Here is a 20,708-nt window from a genome sequence, read left to right as displayed (position 1 = left end):
GATGGAAGGATCATGGCCTTTGACAGTTTGTGGACAGGTTATTCCGCAGCGATTTCGGCGCTCAGGAACTCTGGAAGAGTGACGTTTTCCGGCATTTCATCAGCAGTCGCCTCCTGGACAGAGACATCCGGAAGACCGGCGCGCAAAGCTTCGGGCAACCAGCCTGTCCCCTCGAGCAGCCGTTCGGCCTCGCGCGCCATGTCGGCCTTCTTGAGATGGGCGATCATCTCTGCCGCCTGCTCGCCCCGCGCTTCACGCACCGCGTCGAGAATATGCGGCTTGGTGACGCGTCCCAGGTAATTTTCGACTGTCGGCTGCCATCCTGCTTCCACCGGGTCGAGCCGCAGGGCGGACGCCAGCCGGTCGCTTCGGGCCAGACGCCGCTCAATGGTTCGCGGCGAGACCGCCGCATGCGGGTTTGTCTTCTCGAACAGCGCATTAACCCCGAATGACAGACAATGCGCCAGAAGAGCCAGGCGGCTGGTTTCATCCAGACGATCCAGCCAGACCCACAATGCGTCCTCATCCTGCGGCAAATCCTGCTTCCATCCTTCATGCCGTGCGCGGACGTCATGCGCCGGCATGCTGGTCGCCAGATCAGCCGATTGTAACGGCAGGCCGACGGAACGAACGCCCGCCTCGAGGCAGGCGCCCGATCGGTCGTCGCGAAACAGGTTCAGGCAGAGTGTATGGAGAAACTCGGTCAGCGCCACGTGAGGATTGCTGGCCAGCGCATCCCGAAGGGCGAGCGTGCGCCATGCCGTCAGTTCGGAGAGCAACCGGTCCGGGATGGGGCGGCGGACGTCTTCTTCGTCTTCAGCGTCATCGGGCAGGTCGGGCTCTTCCGCCCCGGCGGTCGCATAATCGTCGTTTTCGTCATGCGCAGCGCTGGCTTCCACGGCCTGCGCAGAAGTGTGCGTGTCCGGTGAGCTTTCATCTTCCATATCTTCCGGATGGGCGAAACCGCGTTCAATCAGGAGGGTGCCGTCGCTATCGAGGCTGACGAAGGCCCCCGCGCGAACGACATCACCGGGATCGAAGATTGCGGGACGGGTTTCAAGGGTCTCGATCGCCTGTTCGATCTCGCCGAGACGGCTGTCCACCTCATCGGGCAGTTCATCCGCCTGGGCGTATTCCGCCTCGATCGCCTCCTGTTCGGTGCGGAGCACTTCAAGACGTGTCGTTTCCTCCTCCGAGAGGGGAACCGGCGTATTGTCGATCTCGACAAGGTGACGCGTATGCCCCCAGGGGAAAGACAGATCGGTTTCGACCCACTTCCATCCTTCGGCTCGGACCTGCTCGGCTGCCGCGTGCAGTTTTTCCATGACCAGCCGGTCAAGAACAGCCGGGTCCTGAAGCCATCCACCATCGTCGGCTTCGAAGAGGTCACGCATCACGTGGCCACCTGCCGCGACATAGGCATCGAGCCCGACGAAGCGGGCGCGCGCGTCCGACGCCCGCACGGTCTTCTCGGTCAGCATGCGTCGGATGACATAGGGCTCGCGGTTATGGCTCTGGGCAATGATCTCCCAGACCTGCTCCTGACGGGCGGTATCGTCGCTGATGGAAAAGGCCATCAGCTGCTCCAGCCGCATGCCGTCCTGCTCATAAACCTCAAGCAGGTTTTCAGAGACCGTCACCAGGCGCAGACGCTGTTTGACGACGGAGACCGGAACGAAGAACGCGGCTGCGATTTCCTCTTCGGACATGCCTTTTTCCAGCATGTCGCGGAACGTCCGGAACTGGTCCAGCGGATGCAGGGCCACGCGCTGGACGTTTTCGGCCAGAGAGTCGTCCTCGGCGAGAATGGCTGATCCGGCCTCGCGCACGACGCAGGGCACCGGTGCCGTCTTGTTGAGTTTCTTCTGTTTGACCAGCAACTCAAGTGCGCGGAAACGACGGCCGCCTGCGGGAACTTCGAACAGGCCGGTTTCGATACCTTCGTCGTCAAGAACAGCACGGACATTCAGGCTTTGCAGCAACCCGCGGCGTTCGATGTCGCGGGCCAGTTCCTCGATCGAGAGCCCCGATTTCACACGCCGGACGTTGAATTGTGACAGAACCAGTTTATGGAAGGGAATATCCCGGGACGAACTCAGGCTGATTTTCTGGATGGCGGTAGCCATGGCGAAAACTCCATGACAGGCGGAGCGAAGACTCTCTCCCCTCCTTTCAACCTGTCACGGAATTTCCAACTTCACTCTTCCTCTCCGTGCTCCCTCACCGGAAAAGCCGGAGCTATGGTGACCAGAAGCAGAAAAAATTACTTTCACCGGCCGATATATCTGCTTACTGATCGACCGGTATGTAGCCAGGCAATGCTTCAACATCGCTGATCCAGCGACGTAATGACGGGTAGGGCTCCAGTGAAATTTCGCCCTGTGGGGCCAGCGCTAGGTAGGGATAGGCCGCGCAATCAGCAATGGTCGGACGTTCGGTCGCCAACCATTTGTGGCCCGAAAGATAATCGTCGATGATCTTCAGGGTCCGTTCACTCGCTTTGGCCGCATCATCATACCGAAGCGGGTAGCCGAACAGCTTGACCAGTCGTGCGTCTGCGGGACCATGCTGGATCTCATTCACGGCGACTGAGAGCCACTGGGCCACTTTGGCGCGTCCGACAGGATCGGACGGAAGCCAGTCGTGCTTGCCATAGGTTTCCGCCAGATAGACGAGGATGGCCTGAGAGTCCCAGATAACGGTTTCGCCATCCTGGAACACGGGCACCTGCTGCCACGGATTGAGTGCTGTGAATTCTGCTGTTTTTTGAGCTCCGGCGGCGAGGTCGACATTCCTGATCTCAAGTTCGATGCCGACCAGGGCTGCGAACAGCCGGACCTTGTAGCAGTTTCCTGAAGGTGGACAGTTATAGAGTATCGGTAGTGTCATGACCGGTCGTTCCTTTGTAACTCTGCCTGTGCAAGGTGATGCATCTTCATCACTTGCGGTTTGAAGTCAAAACGAAAACCATAAACGACGCTCTGATTGACCGGTTCGTACAATATTGCCTGCCCGCACTTCCCCGCGCCGATCCCTGGCGTCGGGCGGTTGGAAAGGTGTTTTGCGCTGGGCGTATTCACCTCCTGCCTATTTCCCAGTGACAAACAGCCGAAGCCATTCACCACGGGACCATAGGTCCGGGTGTTCTATTTGGCAGGCCACCCGACATAGGAGGCCGCCCAGTGCAAAAAGCGTTTCCACACGCCAATGCGGAACCTACCCAAATCCGGGCGTCAAGAAAAGCGAATTGAAAACAATCAATGGAAATTCCGTGACTTGAAATTGAGGGGGGCGAGATCGCGCCTCAGCTGATCATCCTTGCTAGCGCGATTTCCCAACCGAACATGCAACGGTACTGGTCACTACAACCATCGGTCCCTCAGACAGGATGCGAGATATTGTTGTCCTGGATTGGTGGTTTGTGTTTCTGCGGGAGGGAAGAACACACCAGCCCCACAGCGATCGCTGCAATTCCCGAGAAATGCCAGAGATACAGGCGCTCGTGTAGAAACGGGATTGAAAGCATCACTCCGAACGCCGGGATCAGATGGATGCTCAGGCCTGCGCGTTCCGCACCAAAAAACCTGACAGCGCGCATATAGAGTAAATAGGCCAGAACGGACGGAAAGATGCCCACATACAATGCAGCAGAAACGAGCGAAATTGACCAATGGGCAGCCGTCGCAGCCGTCGGAGCGATGAACCAGAGCGGAACCAGAACGGTCACGCCGATCGTGACATGAGCACCCAGCACGCCCAGCCGGTCGAGGTCTGCGGGCAGGCGGCGGATCCAGAGCGTGTAGAACGCGAAGCAAACCATGGCCGCGAGAACAATCCCGTCTCCCGGAACGAATGAGAGTGCGCGCCACTGTGACCATTGACCATGCAGAACCAGCGTAAACACGCCCAGCAGCGAGAGGATCAGGCCAGCGCCCTGTGCGACTATCAGTCTCTGTCGGTAAAAGACCGCACCGAAAAAAACGATCAGGACCGGAATCAGGGCGTTCATCAGGAGAGCGTTGCTCGCCGTGGTCGTCCGGACACCGACATACACCAGGGCGTTGAACCCGACGATCCCGGTAAGCGCCGTACCAAGCATGAGCCAGCGATACTGCCAGTACAGTGCTGCGTCACGGCGCATGGTCGGGACAACAAACGGCAAGAGGCAGGCAAAGGCAATGACCCAGCGTACCATCAGCAAAGTCAGAGGCGCGGTCAGATCGCGCACCGCGCGACTCACGATGAAATTTCCGGCCCAAAATAGAGGTGGCAGAGCAAGTGACGCGCAGGCGAGCACACGCTCGACGACATACGAGCGACGGACGCGGCTTGCCGTCATGCGTTATGGCTCGGCGATACGGCCATGATTTCAGGCCCCTCCGTCCAGTCCAGCGGAAGAGCCGCCCTACGCCGGATCACCTCACAAATACGCACATCGAAGGAACGTCCACCATTACTCCATGAGGCGGTTGCCTCACCCGTCAGATGCAAAAGATCGCCGCTCTTGAAATTGATGAAGAGAAGACCGGCTCGTGGGTTCTGCAAGAAGTTCCCGAATGTATTAAAATAGCGGTTACCGGAATAATCCGGGACAGTCAGCACGTCGCCCTCGACCTGGACAAACCCGGCCGGGCCGCCGCGATGCGAGACATCCATGCCACCATGGGCACTAGATGGTGCGTAGGACGCGACGAAGAATGTGGCAGCACTCGTGATGAGGTCACGTGCCTCCTCATCGAGTGTGACTAATCTTTCCACGTTCCCGGGTATACGATGCACCGGTCTGCTTTCACGGATGCGGATATATTTTGGGCAATTACCAAAGCTTTGTTGAACGCACACCCGGATGCTGTCCGCGTCGCTGGACAGGATGACACCATTGGCGCGGTTGCGTCGTCGTGTCGGGAACTCGATGCCGAGGACAGCAAAAGGACGTCCCGGGGCGATCGCTTCCACCGCAGGATCACCGACCATCGGGTGCCAGGCAAGCCGGAGGACGGTGTCGTCCGGGCTGGACAGAAAGCCTGGCAGTCCGGTGGCAATGGTGGCCGCCGGCCATCCATCGGGGGAAAGCGCCCCCAGCACGACGTAAGGCAGCGATGCAAAGAAAGTGCGATGCTGCTCCGTCATGTAGGGGCGGATGAAGGCGCTCGAAGGTGCGGCAACGCCAGCCAGTGCCTGCGCACGCCGTTCGCCTTCGTGAAATGCGGTTGCCGCCTCGTCCCTCATTGTGATCCCCCACGCCGGGAATGAACGAGGCGATCATGGCATGTCTTGCCCGAACGTTACAATACGGAACAGTCCGTTCATTCAAATCCGGTTCTCACTGCTTTTCGCTCTGTTCCTTCCGTTTCTTGAGAAACACCCGATCCCGTTCGATGAAACGCGCGACCATGATCGGAACCAGACGTGCGGGGTTTTTACCAAGATTGGCGTCCCCGCCATTTTCCTCTGAAAGAAAGCGGGCATAGAGGAGAAGGTCACGGTGAATTTCCGCAGGAAACGCAATCGTCATCCGGACCGGACGATTGTCGGGTATTGCGGTAATGCGAAGCTTATCCATTCTGACGGTCTCCTTTCGGAACATAGGGTTTGAGAATCAGGTCGCGCCCCAGCAGAAGCGTGAACGGAAGGCCGGGGCGATCCGTGAGGGTCGGCTGAATATCGAGTGAGCGATCGACCAGCCGGTAGCCCACCTGAGAGAACCCGTTGCTGGCGCCGCTGCGGATAGCCTGAGCCAGATTGTTCTCACTCTGGCTCGTTCCGGCTTCGGACCCTACGCTGAGGAGCGTGGTCACCAGGGCCGCTTTGAACAACTGGCCCCAGTGGTTGTTCACCTCATCGGACAGGCCGGACTGGCCGATCGCGTCCGCACCCGGCAGCTTCTCCAGCACGAGGCTCTCGCCGTCCGGGAAAATCAGCCGGGTCCAGATGATCTGGGTGCGCTGCTGCCCGAAGGAGATGCCGCTGTTATAGGCGCCAAACAGCGTACTGCCCTGCGGGATCAGGAGATAGCGCCCGGTCGGGCTGTCATAGACGTTCTGCGTGACATGACCGACGATCTGGCCAGGCAGATCGGAACTGATTTTCGTATTCAGCGCCCCGGCAATCACTGTTCCCGCCTGCACTATATAAGGCGAAGCGAGCGGCATGATCCGGTCAGGACTGATGATCTGCCGATCGGGCTGGCCCGCGAGGAAGGCACGGTTTCCAGCCTGTGCTCCTGAATCCGGAGTTCCCTGTGTCTGACCGGACGACGCTGTGGCTACCGTCTGAATCGGCTGCCCGTCATGCTGGTCGCGGGTCTCGACAGCGGCAAAAAGCTTGCTGCCAATAGCGGCATCAATCTCCTGCTGTGCCCGGCGCGCGTCTTCATTGCCGATGGCGTTGGTGGGAACTGATTTGCCCTGCTGCTGCGCGTGCAGGATCGGTCGTCCCAAATCACCGGGCAGCGCTGGTCCCAGTTTCGGCACACCCGCATAATCTTTCGGCAGGTTGTCCAGACCTGCCGCCGATGGAGGTGACGCATTCTCAGAACCGGCTGGCGTCGCTGGTGGTCGATGGCTGGCTTCCAGAGCATAGCCAAGGGCGAACGCCACGGCGATGACGCCGGTTCCCCCGAGTGACCAGATCACGGTCCGCGACAGGCGCACGACGCGCGGCCGCTCGGCACGCAGGCGCAGATCGGGTGGCGCTGAGGTTCCCCCACTGGACGGAGCATTCTGGTCAGGACGTGGAGCCGTGTCCGGTCCTGCCCCCTCCTCTTTGTCGTCGCTCATGACGGCCGCCCGTCCGTGCGGACGATGCGCACGCGCTGCTCGCTGGTCTTGTCGCCGAGGCGCAGTTCGGCTGCGGCGAACAGCCGGTCGACGATCATCCAGTTCTGACGGACGCGATAATTGACCAGCGCCGGATTGCCGTCCGGTCCCAGCACGAAGAGGGGCGGCAGATCCCCCTGCCCGATCCCGCTCGGGAACGCGATATAGACCTTACGTCCGTCGTCAAAGGCGCGCGTAGGCAGCCACGGTGGGACACCCCCTTTCGCGGGCTGGATGGCATAGCGAAAATGCAGATCGTCGAGATCCAGCCCGGTCTCCACGGGCGCTTCTTCCGCTGCCGCCTCATCCTGCCGGTGCAGCGCGATCAGATCGTCTTCGGGATAGTCCCACGACACGGACGCCATATAGGTCGCGGGGGTCGAGCGCAGTTCCGCCAGATAGGTCCGGCGATCGGTGTTGACGATCAGATTGGTCGTAAGATCGGGGCGGGTCGGCTTGATCAGGATGTGAACACGTTTGGCTGCCCCAGAGCCGCTTGACGTGTCTCCGATCACCCACCGGACCGTGTCACCGGCGGCAACCGGCCCGCTGCCGACCAGCTTCTCGCCGGGCTGGAGCATGATGTCGGTGATGTCGCCGGGAGAGGCATAGACCTGATAGAGCGCACCGGGGCTGTAGGGATAGACCTGAACGGCATTGATAAATCCCGCCCGCGTCGGCTGGATCCGCGCGGCCAGATTGGCCTGGACGACGCGCACGGTCGGGTCGGCGACGTCGGGAGCGACATGCCGCGTCCGCAGACCGCGGGGCGGCAGCGGCTTCAATTGTCCCGGCAAAGGCAGAGGTCGGGCGACTTCGACCACCTGCACCGGTTTGGGCGGATCTGCCAGGCGTGTCGCCCGCACTGCGTCATCATAGTGGATAGCGGGCGGATGATACTGTCCGGCGCAGGCAGACAGGGTGAGCAGCGCCAGCGGCAGGGTGCGCAAGACCATACGGATCATTGTCCGAGTTCCTTCGACCAGTTGATGGCGGTGACAAAAATGCCGAGCGGATTTTTCCGCAGGCGATCGGCTGTGCGCGGGGTTACGATCATGACCGTGAGAATGGCGGTCCAGCGTTCAGTGCCGGTGAACGCCCCGTCGCGGTAATGCCGCTCGGTCCAGGCGACGCGGAAGCTGCCGGGCGAGGCCCGGATGACCGACGACACATCGACCTCGACCTGTTCGTGTCCGATCCGCGAGAATGGATCGTTGAGGCGGGCATAGTCATTGAGCGCCTGTGCGCCGGAAATCATGGTGAAGTCATAGGCCCGGAGCCAGTTCTGCCGCACGACGACGGGGTCGGCGGACAGGCTGCGCACATCTTCAATGAAGCGTGCCAGATACCACGACACCTGAGGATCAGTCGGGACATAGGCCGCTGTCGCAGGACCGATCACCTGCGCCTGGCCAAGCTTGTCGACCTGCACGACCCAGGGCACGATGGTGCCTCGGGCAGACTGCCAGACCAGGCCGACCCCAAGTGCTGCCGAGAGGAACAGACTGCCGAAGGCCATCAGCCGCCAGTTCCGGGCCTGGACCCGTGCGGAGCCGATCCGCTCGTCCCAGATTTGGGCTGCCTGCTGATAGGGTGTCACGGGCTCGGGCGTGATCCCGTAACGTGTGGTGGAGCGACGGAACATCATTGTTTCTCCGAAAGATCGATGGATGCGGATCCGCCGCCGCCATCGGCGGAGCGGATGACATGGGCCGCCTCGGCCGCGTGGGTCGCGGCATTGCGGCGCTTCATTTTCTTCGCCCAGCGGGGTGGTTTGCCATCGGGACCGGAGCCGCCCCGTTCCCCACTGCTCCCGCTGCCTGATGGACCGCCGGAATTACCGCTGGCAGCATTGGTGCTGTCAGAGGACCCGGCCCCGCCGGTGAAGCGTCCTCCTGTCGCGGTGAAGGCACTTCGCGCCCCGGCGCCGTAACTTTGTTTCATGGAGGCAGCAGCACCCGACGCCTTGCTCTTTGCTGCGTTCATGGCCGCGGCACCCGGCGCACGGGCGACACCACCGAGCCCCGCGGCCATGCGCGCGCCGGCGCTGCCACCGGCGGCGCTCATGGCACCCATGGAATAAGCGCTCGACGCGGCCCCCGCTGCGGCGGCTCCCCCACGCGCTGCGGCCGCTGTCGCGGCCAGAGCGGCGCCACCGCCGGACGCGATGGCAGCCGGTGCGGCGACCGCGGCCGCCCCCATGGCGCCGACGGCCATACCGGTGCCTACGGCGGCGCCCGCACCAAGCTGCGGCGCACCCGAGATCAGACCGTTGGCGAGGGAGCCGCCGAAGATCGCAAGTCCGACAATGCAGAGTGACGCCAGCACGACCGACAGCGCCTGACCGATCGTGGGCGCGCTATTTCCGTAGGAGGTCGTGAACTGTTTGAAGAGAACAGAGGCAATGGCGGAAATGACGGCCAGCACCATGATCTTCACACCGGAGGAGACGACATTCCCCAGCACCTTCTCGGCCAGGAACGCCGTCCGGTTGAACAGGGCGAACGGGATGAGCACGAAGCCGGCGAGACTGGTGAGCTTGAACTCGACGATCGCGACAAAGAGCTGCACCGCAAGAATGAAAAAAGCCGCGAGCACAATGACCCAGCACAAAAGCAGCACGAGGATCTGCACGATGCTGGCAATTGCGCCAAAGGAGAACGCCAGTTTGCTGGCCGCATCAAGCAGCGGTTGTGCTGCGGACAGGCCGGTCGCGGCCAGACGACCGGGATGCATGAAATCGGAAAGTGCCAGTGTGCCGCCGCCCGCTTTAAGACCGAGCACGGCGAAGCTGTTGAACACAATGCTCGAAAGATGGCTGAAATGATCGATGACGAAGGCAAAAAAGCCGACATAGAGTGTCTTCTTGACCAGACGCTGGACGATGTCCTCATCCACCGCCCAGGCCCAGAACAGGCCCGCCAGCAGAACATCGAGCACGGACAGCGATCCGGCGAGGGACACGACGCTGCCCTGTAGCAGTCCAAACCCGGAATCGATGGTTGTCTCGAAAGTATTCAGAAAACCGTCGATGATCCCGACATTGCTCGTGTCCATCAATCAGTCTCCCGAACCCGGAACAGAGACCGCCTCGGGCACATAGGCGTCATACTGCGCGAAATGCTGGTATTGTGCCTCGGCTCCCGCTTCGTTCGCAGCCTGGCGGGCACGCTCGAGTTCCGCAGCCCGGCCATTGGCGGCCAGTTCCGCCTGGATATCGGAGAGCTGCCGGGACTGAAGCGCCAGCAACTGGTTGCCCGCCTGTGCCGCCTGCAACGCGCCCGTGGAGTTCTGGCTGGCTGATACCAGTTGCGTCATGGCGGAACTGTCCGTGGGGATATTGCCAACCACGCGGGCCTGAAGCTTCAGAGCATCTTCGAACCCGCCAACGGAGTTCTGCCATCGTGTCTGCGCCTGGCTGAACAGGGTGCTGTCTGACATGCCCGAAGAGATGGACGTGTACGCCTGCTGATACTGCTGCTCGACGGACTGGACGCTGTAGGCGATGTTCTGTGCCTGTGCGAGGAGCGCCGTAGTCTGGGAAATCGTCGATTGAAGGGTCGACAATGTTGAAAGGGGCAGCGTCGCCAGATTGCGTCCCTGATTGACCAGCATTTGCGCCTGGTTGGCGAGCGATGTGATCTGGTTGTCGATCTGCTGGAGTTCACGTGCCGCAATCAGGATGCTCTGGACGTGGTTGGCCCCGTCATACACCGCCCATTGGGCATGGGCTGGCCGGAGCGAAGCAAAGGAGACCAAGCCAAGGCCAAGAGCGACGACACATCCGGAGTGGAAAAGTTTTTCCGTCATGGTACACCTCCGTCCCGCAGAAGGTCCGCCGCCCACATGACGCCACGCACCTCGAACCATGCGGGGAGAAAGCCGTCCCGCCCGTATTCCGCCAGCACCTGGTCGATCAGCCGGTGGTCGTCCTTGCCGGACGCAGCGCACAATGCGAGTGCGACCGGCCCAAGCCCCAGTTCGAAGAGCCGATTTCCTCGTTGGGTCTGGCAGTAATATTCCCGCTTCGAGGCCGCGCGCGCGATGATGGCGATCTGCCGGTCATTCAGGCCGAAATCCCGATAGAGCGCCATGATCTGGGGCTCAATGGCGCGCTCGTTGGGCAGGAAGATCCGGGTCGGGCAGCTTTCCACCACGGCAGGCGCGATCGGACTGTTGGCGATGTCGGACAGGGATTGCGTGGCAAAGATGACGCTGGCGTTCTTTTTACGCAGCGTTTTCAACCATTCGCGAAGCTGGCCGGAGAAGTTTCCATCATCCAGAACCAGCCAGCCCTCGTCGATCACAAGCAGGGTGGGTCTTCCGTCGAGACGTCCTTCGATGCGATGGAACAGGTAAGACAGCACGGATGACGCGGCCCCGGAGCCGATCAGACCTTCCGTCTCGAAGACCACGACATCAGCATCTCCCAGACGTTCGGTGTCAGCGTCGAGCAGGCGGCCATACGGGCCACCGAGACAGTAGGGCGCCAGTGCCTGCTTCAGCGCGTTGGACTGGAGCAGGGCGACCACTCCTAACAGGGTCCGCTCATGCACGGGTGAGGACGCCAGGGAATTGAGGGCCGACCAGAGATAGGCTTTGACGTCTGGCGTCACCACCACGCCCTCGTCAACAAGGATCTGCCCCAGCCATTCACTGGCCCATTTCCGCTCGCCGGGATCATCGATCCGGGCCAGCGGCTGGAGTGAGACGGTCGTAGTCTCCCCGTCACCATCGGACACTCCGCCACCGAGGTCGTGCCAGTCCCCGCCCATGCCCAGCGTCGCGGCCCGCATGGAACCGCCGAAATCGAAGGCAAAAATCTGCGACCCCACGTAACGCCGGAACTGAAGCACCATCAGGGCCAGCAGCACCGACTTCCCCGCCCCGGTCGGTCCTGCGATCAGCGTGTGGCCAACGTCGCTGGCATGCAGGGAAAACCGGAACGGCGTAGCCCCGGCAGTCTTGCCATAAAACAGCGGTGGCGCTTTGAAATGGACATCCCGTTCCGGGCCGGCCCAGACGGCAGACAGCGGGATCATGTGGGCGAGGTTCAGCGTCGAGACCGGGGGTTGACGGACATTGGCGTAGACATGACCCGGCAGAGATCCCAGCCAGGCTTCCACCGCGTTAAGGCTTTCCGTAATGCAGGTGAAATCCCGGCCCTGGATGATTTTCTCCACCAGACGCAGCTTCTCGGCCGCGATGGAGGCGGAGCCGTCCCACACCGTGACCGTGGCCGTGATATAGGCCTGGCCCACATCGTCCGCGCCGAGGGATTGCAGGGCCAGGTCAGCATCCGCCGCCTTGTTGGCGGCGTCGTTGTCGACCAGAACGGATGCCTCGTTGGTCATCACTTCCCGGACAATGGCTGCGATGCTCTTGCGTTTTGCGAACCACTGCCGCCGGATCTTCGTCAGCACCTTCGTGGCGTCCGTCTTGTCCAGCAGGATCGCACGCGTCGACCAGCGATAGGGCATCGCCAGCCGGTTCAGGTCATCCAGGATTCCGGGGAAGGTGCGGCTGGGGAAGCCCGTTATGGTCAGGGTTTTCAGGAAGGCATCGCCCAGCTTTGGCTCCAGACCACCCGACAGAGGCTGGTCCACCAGCAAGGCGTCAAGGTGCATCGGAATCTCGGGCACCCGGATCCGCTGGTTCCGTGTCGAGATCGTGGAATGCAGATAGGTCAGGGTCTCGCCGTCGCTCAGCCAGGCCGCCTCCGGCATGAACCCATCCAGTAGAGCCAGAAGCCGATCACTGCGATCGACGAAGGCGTTCAGGATACTGTGCGGGTCGGGCCCGTCGCGCTCCCTGCCCTCATAGAGAAAGCGTGAAGCCCGGTCGGACGATTCCGCAGGCGGCAGCCAGACCAGCGTGAGAAAATACCGGCTCTCGAAATGCGCACCCTCGTCCTCGAACTGCTCCCGACGCTCCAGATCGACCATCTGGCTGGCCGCATCGGGGAAGTCACTCTCGGGATACACTGTCGCCGGCACGCGCTGCGCTTCCACGAACACGGCCCAGCCGGAACCCAGACGGCGCAACGCATTGTTCAGGCGTCCGGTCACACCCACCAGTTCGGCGGGCGTCGCGCTGTCCAGATCGGGACCACGTATCTTTGCGGTGCGCTGGAAGGAACCGTCCTTGTTCAGGACAATACCTTTTTCGATAAGCGCGGCCCACGGCAGGTAATCCGAGAGAAGTGCCGCACGATTGCGGTATTCACCAAGGGACATCATTGCGCTGCCCTCCCTACGCCCGGAGCCAGGCGGGATAGCGGAGATGCCGCCGCCCCACCTCGACGAACAGCGGATCGCGTTTCGCTCCCCAGACCGCGAGCGTGTGCCCGATGATCCAGAACACGGCCCCGACCAACCACAGGCGCAAACCCAGAGAAATCGCGGCCCCGAGTGTCCCGTTGGCGATCGCCAGCGTACGGGGTGCGCCGCCCAGCAGGATCGGATCGGTCAGGGAGCGGTGGACCGGGACATGAAAACCCGGCACCGCATCGTCATCATATCCGGCCATCAGATCAGTGCTCCCCCGGAGAAGGAGAAGAAGGACAGGAAGAAGCTGGACGCCGCAAAAGCGATGGACAGTCCAAAGACGATCTGGATCAGGCGACGAAAGCCTCCCGAAGTTTCGCCGAAGGCCAGGGTCAGGCCGGTTACGGTGATGATGATCACCGAGACGATGCGCGCCACCGGTCCCTGGATGGATTCCAGGATCTGGTTAAGCGGTTCCTCCCAGGGCATTCCGGAACCGGACGCCCAGGCGGAAGACGTGGCGGCAAACAATGCGATGCCCGTCATGCTGGTCAGGCGTGACAGGCGACCGGAGGGGACGCGCATCATCATGCGCGCGGACAGGGTCTGCGACATCAGAGTGTGTCCTTGATGCTGGAAAGGTTGGGAGAATGTGCCCGCCCGTCTTCATCGGAGGGAGCATCGAACGACGACAGGCGGTAATGGCCTATGACCGGATCCAGCCCGTCCACCGTTGCGAGTTCGGACAGCCGGCGGGCATGACCGCGTCCGGACAGCACCGCGATTACGTCGATGGTTTCCGCGATCATGGCGCGTGGCACCGTGACAACGGCTTCCTGGATCAGCTGCTCCAGACGATACAGGGCCGCCAGCACCGATCCGGCATGGAGTGTGCCGATGCCGCCGGGATGACCGGTACCCCACGCCTTGAGAAGGTCGAGCGCCTCGGGGCCACGCACCTCACCGATGGGAATACGGTCGGGGCGCAGGCGGAGACCGGACCGAACGAGATCCGAAAGGGAAATCACACCTTCCCGGGTCCGCAGGGTTATGAGATTGGGCGCCGTGCATTGCAGTTCGCGCGTGTCCTCGATCAGGACCACGCGATCCCCGGTTTTCGCCACCTCAGCCAGCAGGGCGTTGACCAGCGTCGTCTTGCCCGTGCTGGTCCCGCCCGCGACCAGAATGTTCTTCCGCTCGGCGACAGCGCGGCGTAGAAACGCCGCCTGACCCGCAGTCATAATTCCGGCATCGACATAATCGTCGAGAGTGAACACGGCCACGGCGGGCTTGCGGATCGCAAAGCTCGGGGCCGTCACCACAGGCGGCAGCAATCCCTCGAAACGCTCGCCGGTCGGCAGTTCCGCTGACACACGGGGTGCCCCTTCATGGACTTCCGCCCCGACATGATGCGCGACCAGCCGCACGATCCGCTCGGCATCGGCGGGTGAGATCCTGTCGCCCGTGTCGGACAGTCCGTCCGACAGACGGTCAACCCACAGCCGTCCGTCAGGATTGAGCATCACCTCGACGACCGCCGGGTCGGCAAGCTGTCCTGTGATCGCTCCTCCCATGGCAGTGCGCAGCATGGAAAAACCACGCGCCACTGCGTCGTTCGTCGTCGCATGGATGTGCATTGGAGACCCCGTTGTCGAGCACGGCCCGGCCGTTCCGGACCGCAACGGGGACAAATAGAGGAGGCACGCGTTGCCGGATCGCAACAAGAAAATCGACGATCATCGTACCGGGGCGTGTGTGGGCGTATACAAACTGGTGGAGGCGTAGGACGTTAAATTTCTAACGTATTATCAGTATGTTAAGTCGTCAGCCTTGACGCCATTCCGGACGGAAACAGGAGCGAGTTGAAAGGGCTATAATATGGCTGAGCCGGTGATTCATGTCACCGAAAGAGAACCTTCGTCAGCAACAGCGAGAAACGTTGCCAAACAACCCAGGACACGCCGACAAATGGTATAGACGCAATACTTATAGTCGTCTGAATCAGGTTTTTACCAATTAATGTGATGAATTACACGAACGCAATTGGACTGATCACGCTGACCACCCCGAAAGCCGCCGCAATCACAGTGATTTCGGCACAAGACGCACCGGGGTTATGCACCATCTAAAAGTTGCCCTGGAGGCACGACGCGTGCTTGAATCGGCGGAACGTAACTCTTCTGGTAGAATGCTGGCTTTCCGAAGCTTGTAACGATTCACATCCTGTTATTGAGGACTACCCTATTGAGCAGCGACAAGGACATCATTCTCGGTCGTCTGAATGCGACGGCCCAGATCGTGGCGGCCCATCTCGCGACAACGAAAGTGGAGACCGAACAGCTCCCGGAACTCGTGCGTCGGCTCTATGCATCGTTTTCTGAAGAGCAGCCAGTGTCGGGCACTATCGGACTCATGGCATCCGAAACAGTCAGTGACGCTCCCCAGGGTCCGAAACAAACCGAACAGTCCATATCCATTGACAGAGCAGCGGAAATCACGCCTGCGCCAATTGCTCGGGCAGTCGAGAAAAAACAGCAACCCGCAGTTCCGATCAAGGAATCCGTATTCCCCGATTACATCATCTGCCTGGAAGACGGCAAACATCTGAAATCGCTCAAGCGTCATCTGACCGCTGCTTTCGGCATGACGATCGAAGACTACAAGACCAAATGGGGACTGCCCGATGAATATCCGACCGTCGCACCGAATTATACGGAAATGCGACGTCAGGTAGCGCAGAAGATTGGCCTTGGAAAACGTGCCTCCCGAAGCGACGAGGTCGGGGAGGAAACCATTGCGCCTGTCCCCCCGTCCGGGGAGAAACAGGCGCCTTCCAGGCGAAATGCGGCCAGGACCGGGAGAAAAGAACCGTCGGCCAGAAAGGGGGATGAACATCGACTGGCCAACGCATTCTCTCGCTGATCTGACCGGGCGTGTCGGACGTGGTTCCTCACTCCGCCCCGCCCACAGTCTGGTCACCCTCGTTTGGCTCGCGTGCGAAATCTGTCCGGAACCGCTTGTCGCTGGCCAGTCTCCTGCCCAGCATCTCGACGAACCGGTCGTAGCGCTCCGCCCCCTGGGCACGCGCCGCGGCCGCCATGCTGTCTGAGAGCGCCGGCATACTGGTGAACCAGAGCCGGATGAACAGTGCGAGGGTCTCGACCGAGATCGACAGGTCACGTTCGATCCGCGCCTGTCGGCGATCAAGTCGTTGCACGGCGGCTTCGAGCGACGCTTTGGGGTCACCACCCGCGCCTTCCGGGTCAAGCCAAGCGGCGATGGCGGCTTCGGCCAGCAGAGAGTCCGACATCGACCGTCGGGCGGCCTGGGTCCGCAACCCCTTCCACAGATGCGGTTCCAGATAGACCGAAAGCCGCTTCTTCTTCTGACGCGCGCCGCTCATGACATTCCCAGATCATTGCCAGGATCGAGGGCGGCCTGACGTGCTTTGCGGGCGAGATCCGCCGTCAGCACGGCGTGGAGGTCTTCCTCTTCCATCGGATCGCGTTCACGCTCGCGCATGGGCGCTTCATGCGCGGGATCGCTGTCATCCTGCGGCGGCAGCTCTGGGTCCTCCGACACATCCATTTCCGGCTGCCGGCGCGCCTCGGTGCCGACGGGATCTTCTTCCTCACCCGCGTCTTTGACCGCGTCCTCGGGCGTGTCGGGTTTCACTTCCGGCTTTGACGGCTGGGGGCGCCTGGTCCAGTCGTCAGGCGCAACCGGCAGGCCACGCGTGCCCGTCTCAGGTGCAGGCAGGAGCCGCTCCCGAAACCGGGCGTCGCGGAAATACTGGGCTTTCTTGGCCCGAATGGGCGACATACCCGAAAGCAGGACCAGTTCGTCGCTCGCCGGCAGTTCCTGAACCTCGCCGACGGTCAGAAGCGGGCGGGCACTCTCCTGACGGGACACCATGAGGTGCCCCAGCCAAGGTGACAGCCGATGGCCCGCATAGTTCTTCTGCGAGCGGATTTCGGTTGCAGTGCCAAGCGCATCGGACACACGTTTGGCCGTGCGCTCATCGTTGGTCGCGAAACTGACGCGGACATGGCAGTTGTCGATGATCGAGTTGTTCTGCCCATAGGCTTTTTCAATCTGGTTGAGCGACTGCGCGATTAGAAACGCTTTGATGCGATAACCGGCCATGAAGGCCAGTGCGCTTTCGAAGAAATCCAGTCGACCGAGCGCAGGAAACTCGTCGAGCATCAGCAAAAGCCGCTGCCGGTCCCCTGCCCCGGACAGATCCTCGGTCAGCCTGCGCCCGATCTGGTTGAGCATCAGCCGGATCAACGGCTTGGTGCGGCTGATATCCGAAGGCGGGACAACGAAGTATAACGTCGTCGGTCGGGCCGGATTGACGAGATCGCCAATCCGCCAGGTGCTGCGGCTCGTCACGTCGGCGACAACAGGGTCACGATACAGGCCAAGGAACGACATGGCGGTACTCAACACGCCAGAGCGCTCGTTGGGAGATTTGTTGAGCAATTCGCGCGCGGCCGACGCCACCACCGGGTGGACGCCGCGCTCCCCAAGATGGCGCGTGCCCATCATGACGACGAGGGTAGCCGCGATCGAGCGTTTCGGATCGGACAGCAGGCCGGCGACACCGCGCAGTGACTTGTCTGATTCGGCATAAAGAACGTGAAGGATTGCCCCCACGAGCAGGGAATGCGAGGTTTTCTCCCAGTGATTGCGTCGTTCCAGTGAACCTTCAGGATCGACCAGAACGTCGGCGACGTTCTGGGCATCGCGCACTTCCCACTCGCCGAGACGGATTTCCAGCAGGGGATTATAGGCGCAGGATGCCGGGTTGGTCGGATCGAACAGGATCAGCCTGCCGAAGCGACCCCGGAACCCGGCTGTAATGGACCAGTTCTCACCCTTGATATCGTGAACGATGGCCGACCCCGGCCAGGTCAGTAGCGTGGGAATCACCAGCCCCACGCCTTTGCCGGAACGCGTCGGCGCGAAACACAGCACATGCTCCGGGCCGTCGTGGCGGATATAGTCGCGCTCCCACCGCCCCAGCACCACGCCATCCTGCCCGAGAAGTCCGGCCTGCTCGATATCGCCGCGTTCGGCCCATCGGGCCGAACCGTAGGTCGCGGTGCGTTTGTGCTCGCGTGCTCGCCTGACGGACAGGACCACAGCGGTCAGGAAAGCCAGTACCCCGCCAGACCCGGCAATCCACCCGCCTTCGACGAAAATGTGTGGCGCATAGGCATCGAACTCATACCACCACCACGGAAACAGAAAAGGCGCATAAACGGGCCAGCGTCCGGCGATCACAGTCCATGGCGGACCGAGTTCCGGTTGGAATGCCAGGCGCCAGGCGACCCACTGCGTCGCAGCCCACCACGCCATAAGGACAATCAGGAAACAGAGGCAGAGCTGCCCCCACAGGATACGAGAACCAGACATCAATTCCTCCCGGACATGGAGGAACTTTGCATGGCGACACGCCCGTCAGTTCAAGACTTTTCCTGGTGAACTAACGGCACAGGCGTGTGTTGGCGTAAACAAACTGGCGCGGGCGTAAGCTTCAATTCCGACCGTCTTCTGGCTTCGGACAGACACGGACAGACACGGACAGAGTCAGCTTTTTCTGGATGGAAGGTCACGCATTTCATCGTCCAGCAGGCGTTCTGCAGCAATCCACGCCTGATCTGCGGCATCCTTCTCGTCCAAGACATTCGCTGAGACAACCGCTCCATCAAGCAGGTAGATCATGAAGTGGGCAAGTTGCTCGGATCGCTCTTCCAGAACGCCGTTCGCCTCCAGAAGCGCCCGGATGGCGTTGCGCAGGCTGCGCTTTTGCAGCCGCGAAATCTCGGCGATCGCATCCTGCTTTCCCTTGTATTCCTCAGTTGCCCTAGAGAACACACATCCTGCAAAATCGGGCTGACGAAACCAGGACGTATGCCAGTCAAACACGGCGCGCAGGCGCGCTCTCGGCTCCTTATGAGCGCTCACGGCCTCAATGAGCGAGGCCTCCAGCGTTTCGATATGGCCTTCCAGGAAGTCGGTCACCAGCCCCTCTTTGTTGCCAAAGTGGTAGTAAATTGCCGTTTTCGCGACCTGCGCGGTGTCGGCGATGTCATCGACACTGACCTGGTGGAAACCCGAGCGAGCAAAGAGAGAGCGCGCTGTCGTCAGGAGAGTAGCCCTACTATCCGGACCATTCCGCTTTCTGCGGAGTTTTTGCTGTGGCACGTCTATGACCTCACAGGAGTTCGCATCAATCCGTCTCACTCATAATCGGAACGTTTTGTGCGTCAACAAGTTCGAGGCACAGATCAAGCCACAGCAACTCCCATTCCACAAGTTAATAAAGCGATATAAGATGTACCGGTCTGTCCTATAGTTGACGTTACCCGATTAGTTCACTCCCGCCAGAGCCACTGAGGGAACGGGTTTGGCCCCTTTCATATCGGCAAGTTGCCAGTCCCAGTAGGCCTTACTGGAATTCAGGCGCATTGCGGCACCCTCGAGCACAGATTGCGCTTCACCTGGATAGCGCCGGAGAACAGGCACGATGACATTGTCGATCCAGCCATCGCCATGCAGGGCATCGACCTCGACATGCTCACTGTAGTAATCCAGAATCGATGGTTGGTCGTTGCCAATACCGACGCGACGGCATCCGGAGAGCAATTTGGCGTATTGCTCGGGGTCGGAGAGTTCCGTAATCGCCAGTGCGCCGATGGACCGGAAGTACTGTCGCCGGTTAAAGGCGAAATAGAGCAAGAGATTATAGCCTGAAAGCCCTTCCCATCCCAGGGCATCGACAAACTGCTCCGGAGTGTCTTCGATCTGCAGGTAATCCAGCAGATCGCGATAGAGCCGCACATGCGTCCTGGCAGGATTGCCCTGCCCCATCTCGTCCCAGAAATTATGAGCGACTTCCATCCGGACATCTTCGTCGATTCCGACCAAAGACAGCACGATCAGGTCATAAAAACGCATGTTAAGCGCGTAATCGGTCGTGAAATACTTGATGATCTGCGGCCGGGACGCATCGGTCTTCATGAAATCGAACACCGCATGGTTGTACCCGCAATGGGTCTTCCAGAGGGATTTAATGGCGTCGCCAATTGCCTCGGGCTCGACGTTGGCCGGAATGGGTCCCGCCTGACCTAATTCCCACTCCATCCACGAAGCCTCGATCGCGCGGCGGGCTCGCAGCAGTTCGATGCTGTACTGGTTGTCAGTAAGGCCCGGGTGTGGTCTGGAGAGATGCAGACCATACAGGTCGTGCAGGACCCGATGAACGGTCCTCCGTGCGGCGAGGTCGCTCTCCGCGAACGCCATATCACAGCACCGCTGCGCAAGCGCCTCCAACTGACCCGAGGCTCCGCGAGAGGCAAGGAACGTATCCGCATTGTCGTTGGAAAGTGCATCGTTTACCAGACGGCGCAGCGCCTGCGGCGTGTCGTGAGCGATGTTGATCTCCGGTCGCGCAAAAGCAGCGCCGCCAGCATGTGTCAGCATAAAGCAGTTCCTTGCAATGTGTGTACAATCTGGAAACAGCTCGCGACCTGTAGATTGCAGAGTGACGAAACGGTCCGTTTTTAGTCAAGAAAAAAGACCATACTGACGCGTAATTGTCATAACCACAGAAGCG

19 protein-coding genes are annotated in these 20,708 nt (G+C 60.9%); 1 reads left to right on the top strand and 18 read right to left on the bottom strand.

Annotated features, from left to right (window positions below; all coding sequences use genetic code 11):
- Nucleotides 1-38 precede the first annotated feature (38 nt).
- The 14 genes from GLX_RS11765 to trbB form a co-directional block, all read right to left on the bottom strand.
- Complete coding sequence (locus tag GLX_RS11765) at nt 39-2,126, bottom strand: ParB/RepB/Spo0J family partition protein (RefSeq protein ID WP_014106168.1); 2,088 nt, start codon at nt 2,124-2,126, stop codon at nt 39-41.
- 163 nt (nt 2,127-2,289) lie between these two features.
- Nucleotides 2,290-2,889, bottom strand: coding sequence for a glutathione S-transferase family protein (locus GLX_RS11760; protein WP_014106167.1), 600 nt, complete (start codon nt 2,887-2,889; stop codon nt 2,290-2,292).
- A 490-nt stretch (nt 2,890-3,379) separates the two neighbouring features.
- On the bottom strand, nt 3,380-4,339 hold the full coding sequence (locus GLX_RS11755; RefSeq protein ID WP_014106166.1) for a DMT family transporter: 960 nt from the start codon (nt 4,337-4,339) through the stop codon (nt 3,380-3,382).
- Nucleotides 4,336-5,229 carry a pyridoxamine 5'-phosphate oxidase family protein gene (locus GLX_RS11750; protein WP_014106165.1) on the bottom strand — a complete coding sequence of 298 codons (894 nt, stop codon included), beginning with the start codon at nt 5,227-5,229 and terminating at the stop codon, nt 4,336-4,338. Before GLX_RS11750 ends, GLX_RS11755 begins: the two co-directional genes overlap by 4 nt.
- Nucleotides 5,230-5,323: 94 nt before the next feature.
- Complete coding sequence (locus GLX_RS11745; RefSeq protein ID WP_014106164.1) at nt 5,324-5,563, bottom strand: DUF2274 domain-containing protein; 240 nt, start codon at nt 5,561-5,563, stop codon at nt 5,324-5,326.
- Nucleotides 5,556-6,779 (bottom strand): TraB/TrbI/VirB10 family type IV secretion system protein, encoded by a 1,224-nt coding sequence (locus GLX_RS11740; protein WP_014106163.1) that lies wholly within the window; start codon nt 6,777-6,779, stop codon nt 5,556-5,558. Before GLX_RS11740 ends, GLX_RS11745 begins: the two co-directional genes overlap by 8 nt.
- Nucleotides 6,776-7,783, bottom strand: coding sequence for a P-type conjugative transfer protein TrbG (gene trbG / locus GLX_RS11735; RefSeq protein WP_014106162.1), 1,008 nt, complete (start codon nt 7,781-7,783; stop codon nt 6,776-6,778). The genes GLX_RS11740 and trbG overlap by 4 nt, the downstream gene beginning before the upstream one ends.
- Nucleotides 7,780-8,463: a conjugal transfer protein TrbF gene (trbF, locus tag GLX_RS11730; protein ID WP_041247840.1), complete on the bottom strand. Its 684-nt coding sequence runs from the start codon at nt 8,461-8,463 to the stop codon at nt 7,780-7,782. The genes trbG and trbF overlap by 4 nt, the downstream gene beginning before the upstream one ends.
- A complete protein-coding gene (gene trbL, locus GLX_RS11725) occupies nt 8,463-9,875 on the bottom strand; it encodes a P-type conjugative transfer protein TrbL (protein ID WP_014106160.1) in 1,413 nt (470 codons plus the stop codon). Before trbL ends, trbF begins: the two co-directional genes overlap by 1 nt.
- Before the next feature lie 3 nt (nt 9,876-9,878).
- Nucleotides 9,879-10,628 (bottom strand): P-type conjugative transfer protein TrbJ, encoded by a 750-nt coding sequence (trbJ, locus tag GLX_RS11720; RefSeq protein WP_014106159.1) that lies wholly within the window; start codon nt 10,626-10,628, stop codon nt 9,879-9,881.
- On the bottom strand, nt 10,625-13,057 hold the full coding sequence (trbE, locus tag GLX_RS11715; RefSeq protein WP_014106158.1) for a conjugal transfer protein TrbE: 2,433 nt from the start codon (nt 13,055-13,057) through the stop codon (nt 10,625-10,627). The genes trbJ and trbE overlap by 4 nt, the downstream gene beginning before the upstream one ends.
- 13 nt (nt 13,058-13,070) lie before the next feature.
- On the bottom strand, nt 13,071-13,346 hold the full coding sequence (locus GLX_RS11710; protein ID WP_014106157.1) for a VirB3 family type IV secretion system protein: 276 nt from the start codon (nt 13,344-13,346) through the stop codon (nt 13,071-13,073).
- Nucleotides 13,346-13,699, bottom strand: a complete 354-nt coding sequence (locus tag GLX_RS11705) for a TrbC/VirB2 family type IV secretion system protein (protein WP_014106156.1) — start codon at nt 13,697-13,699, stop codon at nt 13,346-13,348. Before GLX_RS11705 ends, GLX_RS11710 begins: the two co-directional genes overlap by 1 nt.
- The gene (gene trbB, locus GLX_RS11700) at nt 13,699-14,721 is read right to left on the bottom strand and encodes a P-type conjugative transfer ATPase TrbB (RefSeq protein WP_014106155.1); all 1,023 of its coding nucleotides are present in this window, start codon (nt 14,719-14,721) and stop codon (nt 13,699-13,701) included. Before trbB ends, GLX_RS11705 begins: the two co-directional genes overlap by 1 nt.
- 607 nt (nt 14,722-15,328) lie before the next feature.
- Here trbB and GLX_RS11695 point away from each other — a divergent pair.
- Nucleotides 15,329-16,006 carry a Ros/MucR family transcriptional regulator gene (locus GLX_RS11695; RefSeq protein ID WP_048851666.1) on the top strand — a complete coding sequence of 226 codons (678 nt, stop codon included), beginning with the start codon at nt 15,329-15,331 and terminating at the stop codon, nt 16,004-16,006.
- A 28-nt stretch (nt 16,007-16,034) separates the two neighbouring features.
- Here the strand turns inward: GLX_RS11695 and GLX_RS11690 are convergent, their stop codons facing one another.
- The 4 genes from GLX_RS11690 to GLX_RS11675 all read right to left on the bottom strand — a co-directional run bounded on the left by GLX_RS11690 (nt 16,035) and on the right by GLX_RS11675 (nt 20,575).
- The gene (locus GLX_RS11690; protein ID WP_014106153.1) at nt 16,035-16,487 is read right to left on the bottom strand and encodes a hypothetical protein; all 453 of its coding nucleotides are present in this window, start codon (nt 16,485-16,487) and stop codon (nt 16,035-16,037) included.
- Entirely contained in the window at nt 16,484-18,505 is a 2,022-nt protein-coding gene (locus tag GLX_RS11685; RefSeq protein WP_014106152.1) for a conjugal transfer protein TraG, read from the bottom strand. Before GLX_RS11685 ends, GLX_RS11690 begins: the two co-directional genes overlap by 4 nt.
- Before the next feature lie 174 nt (nt 18,506-18,679).
- Complete coding sequence (locus GLX_RS11680; protein ID WP_110096125.1) at nt 18,680-19,297, bottom strand: TetR/AcrR family transcriptional regulator; 618 nt, start codon at nt 19,295-19,297, stop codon at nt 18,680-18,682.
- Nucleotides 19,298-19,462: 165 nt separating this feature from the next.
- Nucleotides 19,463-20,575 (bottom strand): iron-containing redox enzyme family protein, encoded by a 1,113-nt coding sequence (locus GLX_RS11675; protein WP_014106150.1) that lies wholly within the window; start codon nt 20,573-20,575, stop codon nt 19,463-19,465.
- Between the last annotated feature and the right edge of the window lie 133 nt (nt 20,576-20,708).

Origin of the sequence: Komagataeibacter medellinensis NBRC 3288 (assembly GCF_000182745.2) — a bacterium.
GTDB lineage: Bacteria > Pseudomonadota > Alphaproteobacteria > Acetobacterales > Acetobacteraceae > Komagataeibacter > Komagataeibacter medellinensis.
Note: the sequence above shows the minus strand (reverse complement) of the source record. Positions and strands in the feature narration are given on the sequence as shown.

Coding starts and splice junctions, on each gene's coding strand:
- trbB (WP_014106155.1), bottom strand. CDS start 14,721: ATGCACATCCATGCGACGACGAACGACGCAGTGGCGCGTGGTTTTTCC.
- trbE (WP_014106158.1), bottom strand. CDS start 13,057: ATGATGTCCCTTGGTGAATACCGCAATCGTGCGGCACTTCTCTCGGAT.
- GLX_RS11765 (WP_014106168.1), bottom strand. CDS start 2,126: ATGGCTACCGCCATCCAGAAAATCAGCCTGAGTTCGTCCCGGGATATT.
- GLX_RS11710 (WP_014106157.1), bottom strand. CDS start 13,346: ATGGCCGGATATGATGACGATGCGGTGCCGGGTTTTCATGTCCCGGTC.
- GLX_RS11740 (WP_014106163.1), bottom strand. CDS start 6,779: ATGAGCGACGACAAAGAGGAGGGGGCAGGACCGGACACGGCTCCACGT.
- GLX_RS11690 (WP_014106153.1), bottom strand. CDS start 16,487: ATGAGCGGCGCGCGTCAGAAGAAGAAGCGGCTTTCGGTCTATCTGGAA.
- GLX_RS11750 (WP_014106165.1), bottom strand. CDS start 5,229: ATGAGGGACGAGGCGGCAACCGCATTTCACGAAGGCGAACGGCGTGCG.
- trbF (WP_041247840.1), bottom strand. CDS start 8,463: ATGTTCCGTCGCTCCACCACACGTTACGGGATCACGCCCGAGCCCGTG.
- GLX_RS11705 (WP_014106156.1), bottom strand. CDS start 13,699: ATGTCGCAGACCCTGTCCGCGCGCATGATGATGCGCGTCCCCTCCGGT.
- trbJ (WP_014106159.1), bottom strand. CDS start 10,628: ATGACGGAAAAACTTTTCCACTCCGGATGTGTCGTCGCTCTTGGCCTT.
- GLX_RS11745 (WP_014106164.1), bottom strand. CDS start 5,563: ATGGATAAGCTTCGCATTACCGCAATACCCGACAATCGTCCGGTCCGG.
- trbL (WP_014106160.1), bottom strand. CDS start 9,875: ATGGACACGAGCAATGTCGGGATCATCGACGGTTTTCTGAATACTTTC.
- GLX_RS11675 (WP_014106150.1), bottom strand. CDS start 20,575: ATGCTGACACATGCTGGCGGCGCTGCTTTTGCGCGACCGGAGATCAAC.
- GLX_RS11685 (WP_014106152.1), bottom strand. CDS start 18,505: ATGTCTGGTTCTCGTATCCTGTGGGGGCAGCTCTGCCTCTGTTTCCTG.
- trbG (WP_014106162.1), bottom strand. CDS start 7,783: ATGATCCGTATGGTCTTGCGCACCCTGCCGCTGGCGCTGCTCACCCTG.
- GLX_RS11760 (WP_014106167.1), bottom strand. CDS start 2,889: ATGACACTACCGATACTCTATAACTGTCCACCTTCAGGAAACTGCTAC.
- GLX_RS11755 (WP_014106166.1), bottom strand. CDS start 4,339: ATGACGGCAAGCCGCGTCCGTCGCTCGTATGTCGTCGAGCGTGTGCTC.